Genomic DNA, 16214 nt, shown 5'->3' on the forward strand with positions numbered 1-16214 from the left:
GTGGGGGGCACGTCCGGCCCGATGGAATCAAAAATCTCCTTTGCCGGCTGCCCTTCGACGAGAATAGTGAGCTTTCTATCTGTCGAGGTGGGCGGCTCTCGATCGGACAAGACAGGCCCGGAAAAGATTGTGTAGCGAGCTTGGAACGGGCGCCATGAATCCAAGGGGGCCGCCTTGACTATTGTAAAAATGGTGGTCCCCATTAGGATTAGCAAAAATAGATTCTTCATCTCAGATCCAAATGGTCGCGTGAAAATGATTGTCGTGATACGGTGCCGGGACTACAAAGGGGATTCGTCGATCATTGAAGAGAATGACTTTTGCATTTGCGTATGCGTGAAATAAACCGATCAGCTTCTCGGTTGCTTCAAAGTCATATGCACTGTTGTCATTCCAAACAACAGGAATATGTTTGCCATCCTTGCGAACTGGCCGTACATCGACATCAATGCCTCTCTCGTGGTACTGATGGTCAGGGTGATCTCCGCCCCCTGCCAAGCTGATATCCCCGATGCCGAATTTACGAGTCTCGAAAGTACGCCACTCTCTTTCAATGCGAAGTATCGCGGTCATCAATGAGGGGTGGACATATTGAGCAGCTCCTTTGCTCGGAACTCCATTAAATTTTCCATAGACGTAGTAGCCCGAGTCTTCCGGAGCTTGCGGGAGCATAAAATAGCTGCGTGAATCTATTGGCTGGTTTTCCATTTCAACCTCCGTCATACGCATTTGTTACAGGCGAGATCCCAACCGCCTGTAGTATTGCCACCTATGCCTCCGGAAATTTTTTGATAGGTGTATTTCCACTTGACCTTCGAGAAAGCTAGTCCGACCGAGTCGCGCAAGATATTTCCTTCAGCTATCGCCTGATCCACGCTAGCGATAATGACGTTTTCCATTTCGACTTCATAATATCTTACCGGTGTGCCATTTCCATCTGCACGCATGAATTCCAACTTTACCTTTGGAATCGTTCTGCCGGCAGAGCACGTCTGCAAAAGAACCGGTGAAGCCATATCTGCCAGCTTGGTGAACGATAGCTTGCGATGCTCGCACCGTTCAGCTGTGTGGCCGCCGCCAGTCGATGCCGTCGCGCTGCGTGGTTGCGAGACGCCCCAATAGGCTGAAGTCACTTCGATCCAGCCCTGATGAGACGCGTCCGCCGACTCCCCTTTAATGCCGTCAATTTGCAGGTAAACGTCAATTGCCATGTCATTCTCCTAGGAAAGATGTGTGGAAGGGATTGTTGCCTGTTCAGAGGTGCTGTTTGTTGGGAACGCTCAATAGATGAGTAGGTGCGTGACTAACGGCATGCGCGCTAGAGACGCGAGAAGTGACTGCGGCGATAAGTAAATGTTTTTATTTATTTATCGGACAGGCGGGCGTATAGTTGGTCATCCTTTCAAGGAGACCGCCATGACCACTGCTGCCATTTCCTCCACCTGCTCGGCCCTGCTGGCCGACGCCCGCCGCTACGGGCCCTTGTACGGCCCCGGCTTTTCCAACCACCTGCCGATGGCGCTGATAGCGCTGGAAAGGATGCGCGCGCCACCCGCCGTGCTCGAACGGTTCGCCGACGGCTACCGCCAGCGGCTGCAACCGGCCGGCGCATGCGAGCCCGTCACCGATCCGCTGGCGCTGCTGGGGCAGGGCGTGCACTACGCGGGACTGGAACGCTTTTTCAACGATGCCATCGCCACAGATGGTGAAGAAGCCGTGCTGCGCCGCTGGCTGCCCGCGCTGATGCCGGGCCTGGCCGCGGCCGGCTTCCATGCGATGATCCGGCTTGCTTACGCGCTGGAAGCAGGGGATCGCGGCGAGCTGTGCGCCGCGCTGGCATTCTGGGTGCTGGCCTGCAAGCCGTTGCCGGTGCCGTCAGGCCGCGCGGAGGAAGCGCTGGACGTGATCGCGGCGCGCATCGCCGCCGCCACCGGGGACGGCGGCGGAGCAGGGCAGACCATCGGCGCGCGCATGGCCGCTGTCGAACGCAGTCCGGCGCTGGCCGGCGCGCAGAGCGCATCGATCGCACTGCGCGACGTGGCCGCGTTCGCACTGGCCGCCTTCCATGCCAGCGAGGATTTCATGCTGCTGCATACGGTCACCGCGTGCCATGCATTCCGTACCATCGTCCGTCACGTGGACGATGGCGAAGCGGCATTGCGCCAACTGTGGCAGGGGGTGCTGGTGGCGTGGCTGGCCGCGCAGCGTGAAGGCCGCCGCGCCGGGACGACCCGCGCTGGCTGGAACGAGATCGCGGAAAGCGCGATCCAGTCGACGGACGACCACGTGATCAAGCTGTGCTACACGGCGCATGCGGAATACGAAGAATACGGCGATGCCCGCTACCGGGAGATCGCCGCCCGCGCCGTGGCGCCCCGCTGACGGCTACTTCGCCAGCGGCAGATGCGCGAGGAAGGCGTGGATCTGCGACACGACCTGCGCGCCTTCGCCCACGCCGGCCGCCACCCGCTTCGTGGAGCCGGCGCGCACGTCGCCGATCGCGAACACGCCCGGCACGCTCGTTTCCAGCGGCGAGCGCTGCGGCTGGTCCTTCGGGTAGATGCCCTCGTCGAAGTTGGCGCGGCACTGCGCCTTCGTCACGTCGTGGCCGGTGCGGATGAAGCCTTGCGGGTCCACGTCCACGCCGCAGTCGCCCAGCCAGTCCGTGTTCGGGTCGGCGCCGATGAACAGGAACACGCGGCACACGGTCGAATCGTGTTCCTCGCCGGTGCGGTTGTTCCGCAGCCGCACGCCCTTCAAGCCATCGTCGTCGCCTTCGAGCTGCACGATTTCAGTGTGCGTGTGCAGTTCGATGTTGGGCGTGGCGTGGATGCGCTCGATCAGGTACGTGGACATCGTCGCTTTCAGGCCGTCGCCGCGGATCACCATGTGCACCCGTTTGGCATGGCTGGACAGGAACACGGCCGCCTGGCCCGCCGAATTGCCGGCGCCAACCAGGATCACATCCTCGTTCTGGCACAGGTTGGCCTCGATGCGCGACGCCCAATAATAGATGCCGCGGCCTTCGAACTGGGCGATGTTGTCCAGAGCCGGGCGGCGGTAGCGCGCGCCGCACGACAGCACCACGGTGCGGCCCTTCATGCGCTTGCCTTCGGCCAGCTGCACCTCGAGCGGATAGGTATCGCAGACCAGGCGGGTCGAGGGGGCGGGAATCGCCAACTCCACGCCGAATTTCTGCGCCTGCACGAAGGCGCGGCCGGCCAGGGCGCCGCCCGAGATCCCGGTGGGGAAGCCCAGGTAATTCTCGATGCGGGCGCTGGCCGCCGCCTGGCCGCCATAGGCACGCTGTTCGAGCGCGAGCACGGACAGGCCCTCCGAGCCGGCATACACGGCCGTCGCCAGGCCGGCGGGGCCGGCGCCCACCACGATCACGTCCCACACCTTTTCCTCGTCCAGGTCGGGCAGCAGGCCGAGGCAGCGGCCGATGTCGGCATTCGTCGGGTTCTTCTTCACGCTGCCGTCCGGGCATACCACCAGCGGCCAGTCGTCGGCCGTGGGCTGGTAGTACTCGCACAGGCTGCGCGCCTGCTCGTCCTCCTTCGGGTCGAGCACCGTGTGCGGATAGGCATTGCTGGCCAGGAAGCTGCGCAGCTGGTGCAGGCGGCCATGGCCGGCGGGGGCCACCAGCACCGGGCCACCGGAATTCGCTTCCAGCAGGCCCACGCGGCGCAGGATCAGCGCGCGCACGATGCGCTCGCCCAGTTCGGCCTCCGCGATTACCAGCGCGCGCAGGTTCTCCGGCGAAATCACGAGCGCTTCCACGTCGCCCACGGCCATCGCATTGACGAGGGTGGGCCGGCCGGCCAGCTGCGACACCTCGCCGGTGAACTCGCCGCGGCCGTGTTCCGTGATCGGCCATGAGTTGCCCAGGCCGTCGTAGCGGCTGATCGCGATGCGGCCGGCCAGCGTGACGATCAGGCCGAACGTGGTGTGGCCCGCCTCCAGGATGCGCACGCCGTTGTGGTAGGTGCGCACGGTGCCGAAGCGCTGCAGCTTTTTCATCTCCGCATCGGAGAGCGTGGGGAACATCTGGTAACGCCGCGATTCGAGGTTCTGCGAGACCGGCGTCACCGCTTCCTCGCGGCTGGATTCGGGCACGAATTGATTCGGGGTCAGCTGCATGTTCGCCATGGCGGGTTCCTGCGCGGTGATGGTGGAGTGGCTGCGCCAGTGTAGCCGAACATGCCGCGCCGCAGGGCTGCCGCGGCGCCCGGTATCCCGTTCGGCAGATGTCGCGCCACCCCCACACGACAAATAAACTCTTTGCATGCCCAAATGTGTGCGGTTACATTCGGGTTACATTCGGGTTACATTCGGGTTGCATTCTTTTCAAGCGATCCTGGCCTTCCGGCCATTTTTTTGACGGTGCAATGTAATCGGTTACATCCGGAAAGAACGAGGGCTGCACGGCAATGGGAATCACCATCAAGGACGTGGCGCAGGCGGCAAATGTGTCGGTGGCATCCGTGTCGCGCGTGCTCAACGGCCATTCAACGGTCACCGACGGCACCCGTGCCCACATCCTTGCCGTGATGAAGGCGCTGCGCTACGTGCCGCACGTGGGCGCGCGCAGCCTGTCCACCAACCTGACCGACACCGTGGGCGTTCTGCTGCCCGACCTGTACGGCGAATATTTTTCCGAGATGATCCGCGGCATCGACGGTGCCGCGCGCCGCCGTGGCCTGCACCTGCTGGTGGCCAGCCTGCACGGGGGCGCCGACGAGGCGGCCACCGCGCTGCGCACGATGCGGGGCCGCGTCGACGGTCTGCTGGTGATGTCGCCCCACGCGGATGCCGCCTTCCTGGCCGACAACCTGCCTGGTCAACTGCCGGTCGTGCTGCTGAACAGCGGTGCCGGAGGCGGCGCGTATGCTTCCGTTTCGATCGACAACTACAGCGCCGCCCATGCGATGGTAGGCCACCTGGCGGCCTGCGGCCACCGCAGCATCGGCTTCATCACCGGCCCGGCCGGCAATTTCGAAGCGCAGGAGCGCTTGCGCGGCTACCGCGCCGCGCTGGCCGCCTTCCTGCCACGCGCCCGCGAAGCAGTGTACGCAGGCGATTTCACCGAGGAAGCCGGCACCCGCGTCGGCGCCGCGCTGGCGCGCCGGAAGCGGCGACCGGGCGCCGTGTTCGCCGCGAACGACATGATGGCGATCGGCGCCCAGCTCGCGCTGCAGGCTGCCGGTGTCGACGTGCCCGCCCATATCGCGCTGGCCGGCTTCGACGACATTCCCGTGGCCCGCTACGTCACGCCGGCGCTGACCACCGTGCGCGTGCCGATCGCGGAGATGGGCGCCCTGGCGCTGGACCGGCTTGCCGGCCAGATCGCCGGCGGCGCGCACGGCGGCCATGGTGCGGCCGCCGACACGCTGGACGCGCACCTCGTCGTGCGCGCCTCCAGCGGCCAACGGGCACCCGCCCCATCGAACAGGATTCCAATAACAGGAGACCGGCAATGAAGAACATGTCACACCACGCACTGCGCCTCACGGTCATGGCCGGCGCGCTGGCGTCGGCCCTGCTGGCGACGCTGCCCGCATCGGCGCAGTTGTCCACGGCCACCTTGCGCGGGCAGGTCACCGCGGCCGGCGCCATCAGCCCTGCCGGCACGCCCGTGACGGCCACCAACCAGGCCAACGGCTATGTATACCGCACCGCGACGCGCAGCGATGGCAGCTACGTGCTGACCGGCCTGGCGCCCGGCGCCTACCAGGTGCAGGTCGGCGGCCAGGCCACCGACACGGTCACGCTGGCCGTCGGCCAGACCAGCACGCTGGACCTGAACACGGTCGCGGCCAGCGGCAGCCAGCCGCAGCGCATCGTCATCACCGGCTCAGCGCAGCGGCGCGACGTGACCACGTCCGAAGTGGGCACGTCGGTCTCGCGCGAGCAGATCGAGCGCCTGCCGCAGGTCACCCGCAATTTCCTGTCGTTCGCCGACCTGGCGCCGGGCGTGCGCTTCGACGTCGACCAGTCCGGCAACGTGACCTTGCGCAGCGGCGCCCAGAACCAGGACAACGTCAACGTCTTCATCGACGGCGTCAGCCAGAAGAACAATATCCTGCGCGGTGGCGTGTCGGGCCTCGACTCCAGCCGCGGCAACCCGTTCCCGCAATCGGCCATCGCCGAATACAAGGTCATTTCGCAGAACTACAAGGCCGAATTCGACCAGGTGTCGAGCGCCGCCATCACGGCCGTCACCAAGTCGGGTACCAACGAGCTGCATGGCGACGTGTTCTGGGACCATACGGGCACGAAGGTAACGGCGATGGATCCGTTCCAGAAAAAGGCCGAGGCACAGGGCATCGGCCGGCCGGACTCGAAGCAGGACCAGTTCGGCATGACGCTCGGTGGCCCGATCAGGAAGGATGTGGCGCACTTCTTCCTGGCCTATGAAGGCAAGAAGATCGACGATCCGCGCCAGATCCTGCTGCAGAACCGTAACCAGCTGCCCGATGCCGGCGTCGTGCCGTCGCTGCTCGCGCAGCAGGGCGCCACAACGTCGAAGTTCGACGAGGACCTGTTCCTGGCCAAGCTGAACGCGCGCATCTCGGACGAACACGGACTGGAAGCCACGCTGCGCGTGCGGCGTGAAACGGACCTGGTGCCGGAAGACAGGCTGCTCAGCCTTCCCGGCAATGAAGTGGCGCGTACCAACGATGAAGACCGCTTCGACGTGAAGCACACGTGGACCACCGACAACTTCGTCAACGAAGCCCGCATCGGTTACGAGAAGTACACGTGGAACCCGCATTCGTCGGCCACGGAACCCTACATCAAGTACCTGGTCTCGCCCACCAACACGCCCAACAACGTGGTGAGCGTGGCGATCGCGGGCGGTTCGCCGAATGCCCAGTTCCGCGAACAGAAAGGCCTGCTGCTGCAGGACGACCTCACGTACACGGGCTTCGACCGCCACACGATCAAGGGCGGCTTCAAGGTCAAGTGGATGGAATACGACCTGTCCGGCACCTCGCGCGGCGTGGACATGTTCGAGCAGCTGATCGACAACGTGACGGGCATACCGCGCGTGACGAAAACCGACCTGGCCATCCCGCCGATCGGCGTGAACTTCAAGAACACGCAATACGGCATCTACGTGCAGGACGACTGGCAGGCCACGCCGCAGCTGGAACTGAACCTGGGCCTGCGCTACGACTACGAGAACAACATGCTCAACGACGGCTACGCCACGCCCGCGGACCGGGTTGCGGTGTTTGGCCGGCAGGATCCGCGTGACGGCGCGCCGGCCGGCCAGACCTATGCGCAATCGCTGGCGAAGGGCGGCGTGAACATCGCGGACTACATCAGCACGGGAGGAAGCCGCAAGTCGTTCAAGAACGCCTGGCAGCCGCGCCTGGGTTTTTCGTTCGACCTGAAGGGCGACCGGACGTCCGTCATCTTCGGCGGCTGGGGCCGTGCCTATGACCGCGCCGTGGCGAACTACGCGCTCGATGAGTTACAGAAGAATGCCCAGCAGGGCGGCGAGATCTGGCTGATCCGCAACGACCGCAAGGCGCCGTACACCGACCAGTTCAGCTTCGGCCTGCGCCAGGCGCTCGGCATGTGGAATGGCGAAGCGGGCTACACGAATTCGCGCAGCCGCAACCAGTTCAACTGGTTCGGCGGCAACCGCGACGTGCGGGGCGGCTGGGGTGACCAGAGCCCGATCGATCCGCTGTGGGGCTCGGTGCCCGGCTATGGCACGCTGGTGCTGGGCGACTTCATCAGCCAGGCACGGGCCGAGACCGTGTACTTCAAGGTGGACAAGCCGTACTCGCGCAGCTCGCGCTGGAGCGTGTCGGCCACCTACACCTACAGCGATGCGCAGACCACCAACAAGGAATGGAAGAACGACATCTTCAACTGGACCTATGGCCGCTATCCGGGCCAGTGGAACCCATCGGCGGAAGTGGAGAAGCACCGTCTCGTGGTCGCGGCCACGTCCGGCGACCTGCTGCCATGGGGCCTGCTGCTGTCCGGCAAAGCCACGTTCGGCTCGGGCCTGCCGTTCCGCATGACCGATTGCCACCTGGGCGCCAACCAGTGTGTGCCGAGCAAGGGCAACAGCGACAACTTCAAGCAGGTCGACGTGGGCCTCGCCAAGGACATTGCCTTCCGCTTCGGCGCGCTGACCTTGCGGGCGGACGTGATCAACCTGTTCAACAGCGTCAACTACGGCGGCTACGATGGCTGGGTGGGGTTGGCCGGTTCGGCCAACCGCTATGGCGGCGACAACCCGAACGTGGAGCTGGCCAATGCGATGGGCGGGCCGATGCGCACGCTGAAGCTGTCCGCACGCTACGCATTCTGAGGAGGCGGCGATGCTTCGCACTTTCCTCGCCCTGCTGCTGGCGGGCGCATTGACCGCGCCCGCCATGGCGGCCAACACGCTGCCGCCGATGTTCGACGACCTGCAGGAGCGCACGTTCCGCTACTTCTGGGAGACGGCGAATCCCGCCAACGGCCTGGTGCCCGACCGCCACCCGACGCCGTCGTTCTCCAGCGTGGCCGCTGTCGGCTTCGGCCTGACGGCGTATCCGATCGGCGTCGAGCGCGGCTACGTCACGCGGGCGCAGGCCAGGGAGCGCACGCTGGCCACGCTGCGCTTTTTCCGCAACGCGCCGCAGGGCGACGCACGGACGGGCATGTCCGGCCACAAGGGTTTCTTCTACCACTTCCTCGACATGAAGACGGGCCAGCGCTACGGCAACGTGGAGCTGTCGACGATCGACACGGCCCTGTTCCTGGCCGGCGCCCTGTTCGCGCAATCGTACTTCGACCGCGAGGAGGCCGATGAAGTGGAGATCCGCCGCCTGGCCGCCGAGATCTACGCGCGGGTCGACTGGAAATGGGCATCGGCCAATGCGCCCGCGGTGTCGCTGGGCTGGCGCCCGGAGCAAGGTTTCATCAGGTACGACTGGAAGGGCTACAACGAGGCGATGCTGCTGTATGTGCTGGCGCTGGGTTCGCCGAAGCCGGAGCATGCGCTGGGCCCCGAAGCGTGGAAGGCGTGGACCAGCACGTATGACCGCAGCTGGGATGCGCCATACGACAGGCCGCACCTGACGTTTCCATCGCTGTTCGTGCACCAGTACAGCCATGTGTGGATCGACTTCCGCGGCATCCGCGACGAGTACATGAAGGGCAAGGGCTTCGATTATTTCGAGAACAGCCGCCGGGCCACGTATGCCCAGCGCGATTACGCGATCGCCAATCCGCTGAAGTGCGAGGGGTACGGCGCCGATATCTGGGGCCTGACCGCCAGCGACGGCCCGGTCGACAGGACCTTCGAATGGAAAGGGCAACCCATTCCGTTCCGCAGCTATGCGGCGCGCGGCATGGGCGGCCTGCGGCACTACGACGATTGCACGCTGGCGCCCACGGCCGTCGCGGGCTCGCTGCCGTTCGCACCGGAGATCACGATTCCCGCCGTGGTGGCGATGAAGGAGCGCTACGGCGACTTCCTCTACGGCCGCTATGGTTTCCTCGATGCGTTCAATCCCAGCTTCGCGTTCAAGACGACGCTCCAGCATGGCAGGGTCGTGCCCGGCAAGGGCTGGGTGGCGGGCGACTACCTGGGCATCGACCAGGGCCCGATCCTGGCGATGACGGAAAACCATCGCAACGATTTCGTGTGGCGCGTCATGCGCACCAATCCCGCCATCCGCACGGGCTTGATCCGCGCCGGCTTCACCGGCGGGTGGCTCGACAAGTGAGGGAAGGGCGCCGCACCGCGTTGCGCAGCGTGCTTGCCGCCGGCATCGCGGCGAGCCTGCCGGCCTGCACGCGGCAGGAAGGCAATGGCGATACCGTCCTGAAATTCTGGGCGATGGGACGAGAAGGCGAAGTCGTGACGGCGCTGGTCCCGGAATTCGAGCGGCTGCATCCGGGGGTGAAGGTGGCCGTGCAGCAGCTGCCGTGGACGGCGGCGCACCAGAAGCTGTTGACGGCGTTTGCGGGCGACGCGATGCCGGACCTGTTCCAGCTCGGGAACACGTGGGTGGCGGAGCTGGCGGCGTTGCGCGCGATCGAACCGCTCGACGCGCGCGTGGCCGCATCGCCCGCGCTGGACCCGAAGGACTACTTCGAAGGTATCTGGAACACCAACGTGATCGATGGGCGGCTGTATGGCGTGCCGTGGTATGTCGACACGCGCGTGATGTTCTACAACCGCGAGCTGCTGGCGCGCGCCGGCTATCCGGCCATGCCGGCCACGTGGGATGGCTGGATGCAGGCCATGCGGGCGGTGAAGAAGCTCGTGGGACCGGACAAATACGCGATCCTGCTGCCGCACGAGGAATTCGCGCCGCTGCTGGTCCTGGCGCTGCAGCAGCCGGAAGAACTGCTGCGCGACGGCGGCCGCTATGGCAACTTCCGCAGCGCGTCGTTCCGCCGTGCGCTCGCGATGTATGCGGCCATGTACCGCGAAGGGCTGGCGCCGCTGGAACGGGTGTCGAACATCTACCACGAGTTCGGCACGGAGTATGTGTCGTTCTACATCTCCGGTCCCTGGAACATCGGCGAGTTCCGGCGCCGCGTCGCGCCCGAGCGGCAGCACACATGGGCCACGGCGCTGCTGCCCGGGCCGCGCGGGCCGGCAGCATCGCTGGCCGGCGGTTCCAGCCTGGCGGTGGCCAGCAGTTCGCGCCACAAGGAAGCGGCATGGCAGCTCGTCGAATTCCTGTCGCGGGTGGACACGGCGGCGAAGTTCAATGCGCTGACCGGCAACCTGCCGCCGCGCCGCGCGAACTGGAACGATCCGCGGCTGGCCGGGGACCCGCCGGCGCGGGCGTTCCGACTGCAGCTGGAAAACGTGCGGCCCGAGCCGCGCGTGCCGGAATGGGAAAGCATCCTGGCCGAACTGCGCGTCATGGGCGAGCGGGTGGCGCATGGCGGCATCGGCGTGGAGGCCGCCGCCATCGAGCTGGATGCGAGGACGGACCGCATCCTGGAGAAGCGGCGCTGGATGCTGGACCGGAAGGCACGCGCATGATGGGCAGCGCCACGACGCAAAGGGCGGCATGGTGCTTCGTGGCACCGGCGCTGCTGGCGATCGGCGTGTTCTTCTTTCTGCCGGTGCTGGCCGCGCTGGCGATGAGCCTGACGGATTTCGACATCTATGCGCTGGCCGATATCGGCAACCTGCGCTTCGTCGGCCTGCGCAACTACATCGAACTGCTGCAAACGCCGCTGTTCTGGCGCGCGCTGGGCAACACGTTCTACTTTGTGATCGTCGGCGTGCCGCTGTCGATCGCCGCATCGCTGGGCGCGGCACTGTTGCTGAACTCGCGCGTCACGGGCCTGAAGGCGCTGTTCCGCACCGCGTATTTCGCGCCGGTCGTCACGTCGCTCGTCGCCGTGGCCGTGATCTGGCGCTATGTGCTGCACACGCGCTACGGCATGCTGAATTATGCGCTGTCGTGGTTCGGCATCGACCCGGTGGACTGGCTGGGCGATCCGGACTGGGCGATGCCGGCCATCATCCTGTTCGCCGTCTGGAAGAACTTCGGCTACAACATGATCATCCTGCTGGCCGGCCTGCAGAGCATCCCGCGCGACTTGTACGAAGCGGCCGACCTCGATGGTGCCGGCGCCTGGGCGGCATTCCGCTGGGTGACGTGGCCGATGCTGGGCCCCACGCTGCTGATGGTCAGCATCCTGTCGATGTCGGGCTACTTCCAGCTGTTCGCGGAACCGTACGTGATGACGCAGGGCGGCCCCGTGCAAAGCACGGTCAGCGTGTTGTACTTCATGTACGAGCAGGGCTTCAAGTGGTGGAACCTGGGCGTGGCATCGGCGGTGGCGTTCGTGCTGTTCGCGATCATGTTCGCCATCACGCTGCTGCAACTGCGCGTGGCGAAAGGGATCGACGCATGAGGAAGATCCTGCTCAACGCCGCGATGGTGCTGGCTGGCCTGCTGGCCGTGTTTCCGCTCGTGTGGATGGTGGCCGTGTCGCTGATGCGGCCCGGCGAGGCCAGCGCGTTCCCGCCGCCGCTGGTGCCGGCCCGGGCCACGCTGGCCAACTACCGGGAATTGTTCGCCCACGCCGGCATCGGGCGCTACCTGTTCAACAGCCTGCTGCTGTCCACCGGCGCGACCGTGCTGTCGCTGGCCTTCAACGTGACCGCCGGCTATGCGTTCGCCAAGCTGCGCTTCCGCGGCCGCGACCGCATCTTCCGCGCGCTGCTCGGCGCCCTCGTGGTGCCCGCCCAGGTGGCGATGCTGCCCCTGTTCCTGCTGCTGAAGCACCTCGGGCTCGTCAACACCTACGGCGCCGTGCTGGTGCCGGCGCTCGCGTCCGTGTTCGGCATCTTCCTCGTGCGCCAGTATGCGCTGTCGATTCCCGATGCCCTGCTCGAAGCGGCGCGCATGGACGGGGCAGGGGAGTGGCGCATCTTCCGCGCGATCGTGCTGCCGCTGCTGGCGCCGATCCTCGTGACGCTGGCGGTCTTCACCTTCCTCGGCACGTGGAACGACTTCATGTGGCCGCTGATCGTGCTGACCGACAGCGAGCTGTATACGCTGCCCGTGGCGCTGGCTTCGCTCTCGCGCGAGCACGTGCAGGACAACGAACTGATGATGGCCGGCGCCGTGCTGACGATCGCGCCCGTGCTGCTGCTGTTCCTGGGGCTGCAGCGCTACTACATCCAGGGCTTGCTGGTGGGGAGCGTGAAAGGATGAGGAGCCTGCTTGCCGCACTGCTGCTGGTGCCCGCGCTGGCGGGCGCGCAGTCCGGGCCGCTACTGCTCGACGGCTTTGACACGCTGGCGCCATGGCAGGCGCAGGGTTCCGACGGCGTCGTGGCGCGGGCGGCCTCCGTGCCCGGCTACAAGGGCCAGGCGCTGCGGCTCGACTTCGACTTCGGCGGCAAGGGCGGCTATGCGTTTGCGCGCCGCGCGCTGCCGCTCGACCTGCCGGACAACTACGAGATCTCGTTCATGGTGAAGGCCGAGGCGCCGTCGAACCACCTGGAATTCAAGCTCACCGATGCTTCCGGCGACAATGTCTGGTGGTACCGGCTGCCCGACTACGTGTTCCCCGAGGGCTGGAAGCAGGTGCGGTTCAGGAAGCGGCAGGTAGCCTTCGCATGGGGCCCCACGAAGGACCGCACGCTGCGGCGTGCCGACCGGATCGAATTCGTCGTCAGCGCCGGCAGCGGCGGCAAGGGTGCCATCTACCTGGACGAACTGGCGCTGCGTGCCTTGCCGCCGCCGCCCGCATCGTGGCCGGCATTGCAGGCCGAGGCCACTGCATCGTCCGCGCCGGCCGCGCTGGCGGTCGACGGCCGGCGCGATACGGCCTGGATCGCGAATGCGGGGCGCCGGCAGCTGACCGTGGACCTGGGCGCCGTGCGCGAGTTCGGCGGCATCGTGCTGCACTGGCTGCCCGGGCGGCACGCCAGCCGCTACGACGTGGCGCTGTCGACGGATGGGCAAACGTGGCAAGCCGTGCGCGCCGTCCGCGACGGCAATGGCGGCAGCGATGCGCTGCTGTTGACGGAATCCGAGGCGCGCTACCTCCGTGTGCTGGCGCAGGACGGGCCGGCGCAAAGTTACGCGCTGGCCGAAGTGGAGCTGAAAGACCTGGCCTTCGGTGCCACGCCGAACGCGTTCATCGATGCGCTGGCGGCCACGGCGCCGAAAGGGTGGTATCCGCGCGGCTTCTCCGGCCAGCAACCTTACTGGACGCTGGTGGGCGTCGATGGCGGGGCGCGCTACGGTGCGCTGCTGTCGGAAGATGGCGCCATCGAACCGGCGCGCGGCGGCCCGTCGCTGGAACCGTTCGTGCTGGCCGACGGCCGCCTGCATGGCTGGGCCGACGTCGATGTCACGCAGTCGCTGCGCGATGGCTACCTGCCGATACCGTCGGTGCACTGGCGCGCACCCGGCTGGACGCTGACGACGACCGCGGCGGCGGCCGGTACGCGCGAGGCGTCGCAACTGCTCGCCCGCTATGAGCTGCGCAACCTGCGCGATGTGCCGCAGGAACTCGAGCTCGTGCTGGCCGCGCGGCCGTTCCAGGTCAACGCGCCGCGCCAGTTCCTGAACACGCCGGGCGGCTTCGCGCCGGTCCGCGAGATCGCCTGGGATGGCACCGCGCTCGCTGTCGGCGCCAGCCGGTTCATCCCGCTGCGCGCGCCCGATGCCGTGGCGCTGTCGTCGTTCGATGCCGGCCTGCTGCCTTTCGAAGGCGGCGGCACCGCCCGCGCCGTGCGCGACGAGGCCGGCATGGCATCCGGCACGCTGCGCTGGAAAGTCCGGCTGCCCGCACGCGGCAGCGCCGTCATCGGCGTCGTCGCACCATTGACGAGCCCGTGTCCCGGTGGTGAAGCAGGGGTTTCAAGGAGCACTCCTCCTTGCCTGAGCCCGTGTCCCGGTGCCTGGCACGAGGACACGAGCTCAACTATTCCAACCATGCAGAGCACTGCTTCTTCTTCGCAGGGAAATTTGCTGTTGAGTCCGTGTCCTGGTGGTGAAGCAGGGGTTTCAAGGAGCACTGCTCCTTGCCTGCGAAACGGTGATGCCCTGCCAGGCATCACTCCTCCCTGGCACGGGGACACGGGCTCGAGCATGGATAGCGACTGGCTCGACCGCAAGCTGGCGCAGGTGGCGGACGACTGGCGGGCGCGTCTGAACGGCGTGGAACTGCGAGTGCCGCCGGAAGGACAGCACATGGCGGATACGCTGCGCTCGTCGCTGGCGCATATCCTGATGACGCGCGACGGCCCCGCGATCCAGCCCGGCACGCGGTCCTACCTGCGTTCGTGGATCCGCGATGGCGCGATGATGTCCGAGGCGCTGCTTCGCATGGGCATGCCGGAGGTCGCCGCCGATTACCTGCAGTGGTATGCGCCGTACCAGTTCGCCAACGGCAAGGTGCCGTGCTGCGTCGACCACCGGGGCGCCGACCCGGTGCCGGAGAACGACAGCCATGGCGAATTCATTTTCCTGGCGGCCGAGCTGTACCGCTACACGCGCGACAGGGCCGCGCTGCAAGCCTTGTGGCCGCGCATCGATGCCGCCGTGCGCTACATGGAGATGCTGCGGCAGTCCGAACGCACCGCCGCGCAGCGGGGCACGCCGCTGTATGGCCTGATGCCGGCCTCGATCAGCCACGAAGGCTATTCCGAGAAGCCCATGCATTCGTACTGGGACGACTTCTGGGCGCTGCGCGGCTACAAGGATGCGGTGGCGATCGCCACGGCGCTGGATCGCCGCGACGATGCGCGCCGGCTGGCGCGGCAGCGCGACGGATTCCGCCGCGACCTGTATGCGTCGCTGGCTGCCGCGACCGCGTTGCACGGCATCGATTACCTGCCCGGCGCGGCCGAACTGGGCGACTTCGACCCCACGTCGACGACCATCGCGCTGACACCGGGCGGTGAGCAGCAGCACATGCCGCGCCGCCTGCTGGACAACACCTATCGCAAGTACTGGGACTTCTTCACCGCGCGGCGCGACGGACAGAAGGCGTGGGACGATTACACGCCCTACGAACTGCGCAACGTCAGCGCGTTCGTGCGGCTGGGCTGGCGCGACAGGGCACATGAGCTCCTCGACTGGTTCTACGCGGACCAGCGCCCCCGCGCCTGGAACCAGTGGGCCGAGGTGGTCGGCCGCGAACCGCGCACACCGCGCTTCCTGGGCGACATGCCGCATGGGTGGATTTCATCGGACTTCATGCGCGCCGCGCTCGATGCGTTCGCCTACGAGCGCGAGCCCGAGCACGCGCTGCTGCTGGCCGAAGGCATCCCGCCGGCGTGGCTGGACGGCGACGGCATCGCGATCCGCCGGCTGCGCACGCCGTACGGCCTGCTCGGCTACAGCCTGCGCCGTGCCGGCGGCCGGCTGGTGCTGCACGTCGAGGCCGGGCTGGCGATCCCGCCGGGCGGCATCGTGCTGCGCTGGCCGTATCCCGGCAAGCCCGGTGCCGCACTGCTCGATGGCCGGCGTGTCCAGGTCAAGGATGGCGCCGTCACGATCCGCGCGGTGCCTGCCACGCTGGCCATCGAACTCCCGGACGGGGAGCCGCCACGATGAACGAACCCGTTCGACTGGCGGTCCGCTGCCACGCCCGAGCGGCGCGTCGGGCCGTCCCGGAGCATGGTAAGGTCGCTGCCGGACAAGCCCTGACGGTCGCCCGGCCGCACACGAACATCGCCGCCAATGCAGGCGCCAATGACGG

11 protein-coding genes are annotated in these 16214 nt (G+C 66.5%); 8 read left to right on the forward strand and 3 right to left on the reverse strand.

Annotation, left to right across the window (positions count from 1 at the left end; all coding sequences use genetic code 11):
- Window positions 1-231: 231 nt before the first annotated feature.
- Together ACY65G_RS28445 and ACY65G_RS28450 are read right to left on the reverse strand one after the other, a co-directional pair.
- The gene (locus ACY65G_RS28445; protein ID WP_465000644.1) at window positions 232-708 is read right to left on the reverse strand and encodes a penicillin-insensitive murein endopeptidase; all 477 of its coding nucleotides are present in this window, start codon (window positions 706-708) and stop codon (window positions 232-234) included.
- A gap of 11 nt (window positions 709-719) precedes the next feature.
- Window positions 720-1211, reverse strand: a complete 492-nt coding sequence (locus ACY65G_RS28450; protein WP_465000645.1) for an Hcp family type VI secretion system effector — start codon at window positions 1209-1211, stop codon at window positions 720-722.
- Window positions 1212-1416: 205 nt separating this feature from the next.
- Between ACY65G_RS28450 and ACY65G_RS28455 the strand changes: the two genes are divergently transcribed.
- On the forward strand, window positions 1417-2382 hold the full coding sequence (locus ACY65G_RS28455) for a questin oxidase family protein (protein ID WP_465000646.1): 966 nt from the start codon (window positions 1417-1419) through the stop codon (window positions 2380-2382).
- A 3-nt stretch (window positions 2383-2385) separates the two neighbouring features.
- Here the strand turns inward: ACY65G_RS28455 and ACY65G_RS28460 are convergent, their stop codons facing one another.
- Complete coding sequence (locus ACY65G_RS28460; RefSeq protein WP_465000701.1) at window positions 2386-4143, reverse strand: FAD-dependent oxidoreductase; 1758 nt, start codon at window positions 4141-4143, stop codon at window positions 2386-2388.
- 290 nt (window positions 4144-4433) lie between these two features.
- Here ACY65G_RS28460 and ACY65G_RS28465 point away from each other — a divergent pair, with 290 nt between their 5' ends.
- Genes ACY65G_RS28465 through ACY65G_RS28495 form a run of 7 tightly spaced genes read left to right on the forward strand, consistent with a single transcriptional unit; the run spans window position 4434 to window position 16069 of the window.
- A complete protein-coding gene (locus ACY65G_RS28465; RefSeq protein ID WP_465000647.1) occupies window positions 4434-5483 on the forward strand; it encodes a LacI family DNA-binding transcriptional regulator in 1050 nt (349 codons plus the stop codon).
- Window positions 5480-8338, forward strand: coding sequence for a TonB-dependent receptor (locus tag ACY65G_RS28470; protein ID WP_465000648.1), 2859 nt, complete (start codon window positions 5480-5482; stop codon window positions 8336-8338). The genes ACY65G_RS28465 and ACY65G_RS28470 overlap by 4 nt, the downstream gene beginning before the upstream one ends.
- A 10-nt stretch (window positions 8339-8348) precedes the next feature.
- Window positions 8349-9743 carry a glucoamylase family protein gene (locus ACY65G_RS28475; protein WP_465000649.1) on the forward strand — a complete coding sequence of 465 codons (1395 nt, stop codon included), beginning with the start codon at window positions 8349-8351 and terminating at the stop codon, window positions 9741-9743.
- A complete protein-coding gene (locus ACY65G_RS28480) occupies window positions 9740-11020 on the forward strand; it encodes a sugar ABC transporter substrate-binding protein (protein ID WP_465000650.1) in 1281 nt (426 codons plus the stop codon). The genes ACY65G_RS28475 and ACY65G_RS28480 overlap by 4 nt, the downstream gene beginning before the upstream one ends.
- On the forward strand, window positions 11017-11904 hold the full coding sequence (locus tag ACY65G_RS28485) for a carbohydrate ABC transporter permease (protein WP_465000651.1): 888 nt from the start codon (window positions 11017-11019) through the stop codon (window positions 11902-11904). Before ACY65G_RS28480 ends, ACY65G_RS28485 begins: the two co-directional genes overlap by 4 nt.
- The gene (locus ACY65G_RS28490; RefSeq protein WP_465000652.1) at window positions 11901-12710 is read left to right on the forward strand and encodes a carbohydrate ABC transporter permease; all 810 of its coding nucleotides are present in this window, start codon (window positions 11901-11903) and stop codon (window positions 12708-12710) included. Before ACY65G_RS28485 ends, ACY65G_RS28490 begins: the two co-directional genes overlap by 4 nt.
- A complete protein-coding gene (locus ACY65G_RS28495; protein WP_465000653.1) occupies window positions 12707-16069 on the forward strand; it encodes a discoidin domain-containing protein in 3363 nt (1120 codons plus the stop codon). The genes ACY65G_RS28490 and ACY65G_RS28495 overlap by 4 nt, the downstream gene beginning before the upstream one ends.
- Window positions 16070-16214 lie beyond the last annotated feature (145 nt).

The sequence above is a fragment of the Pseudoduganella sp. jia 12 genome (assembly GCF_055502675.1).

What these genes read in the sequence shown, in the direction of transcription:
- ACY65G_RS28445 (WP_465000644.1), bottom strand. Translation starts at nt 708, where the DNA reads ATGGAAAACCAGCCAATAGATTCACGCAGCTATTTTATGCTCCCGCAA.
- ACY65G_RS28450 (WP_465000645.1), bottom strand. Translation starts at nt 1,211, where the DNA reads ATGGCAATTGACGTTTACCTGCAAATTGACGGCATTAAAGGGGAGTCG.
- ACY65G_RS28455 (WP_465000646.1), top strand. Translation starts at nt 1,417, where the DNA reads ATGACCACTGCTGCCATTTCCTCCACCTGCTCGGCCCTGCTGGCCGAC.
- ACY65G_RS28460 (WP_465000701.1), bottom strand. Translation starts at nt 4,143, where the DNA reads ATGCAGCTGACCCCGAATCAATTCGTGCCCGAATCCAGCCGCGAGGAA.
- ACY65G_RS28465 (WP_465000647.1), top strand. Translation starts at nt 4,434, where the DNA reads ATGGGAATCACCATCAAGGACGTGGCGCAGGCGGCAAATGTGTCGGTG.
- ACY65G_RS28470 (WP_465000648.1), top strand. Translation starts at nt 5,480, where the DNA reads ATGAAGAACATGTCACACCACGCACTGCGCCTCACGGTCATGGCCGGC.
- ACY65G_RS28475 (WP_465000649.1), top strand. Translation starts at nt 8,349, where the DNA reads ATGCTTCGCACTTTCCTCGCCCTGCTGCTGGCGGGCGCATTGACCGCG.
- ACY65G_RS28485 (WP_465000651.1), top strand. Translation starts at nt 11,017, where the DNA reads ATGATGGGCAGCGCCACGACGCAAAGGGCGGCATGGTGCTTCGTGGCA.
- ACY65G_RS28490 (WP_465000652.1), top strand. Translation starts at nt 11,901, where the DNA reads ATGAGGAAGATCCTGCTCAACGCCGCGATGGTGCTGGCTGGCCTGCTG.
- ACY65G_RS28495 (WP_465000653.1), top strand. Translation starts at nt 12,707, where the DNA reads ATGAGGAGCCTGCTTGCCGCACTGCTGCTGGTGCCCGCGCTGGCGGGC.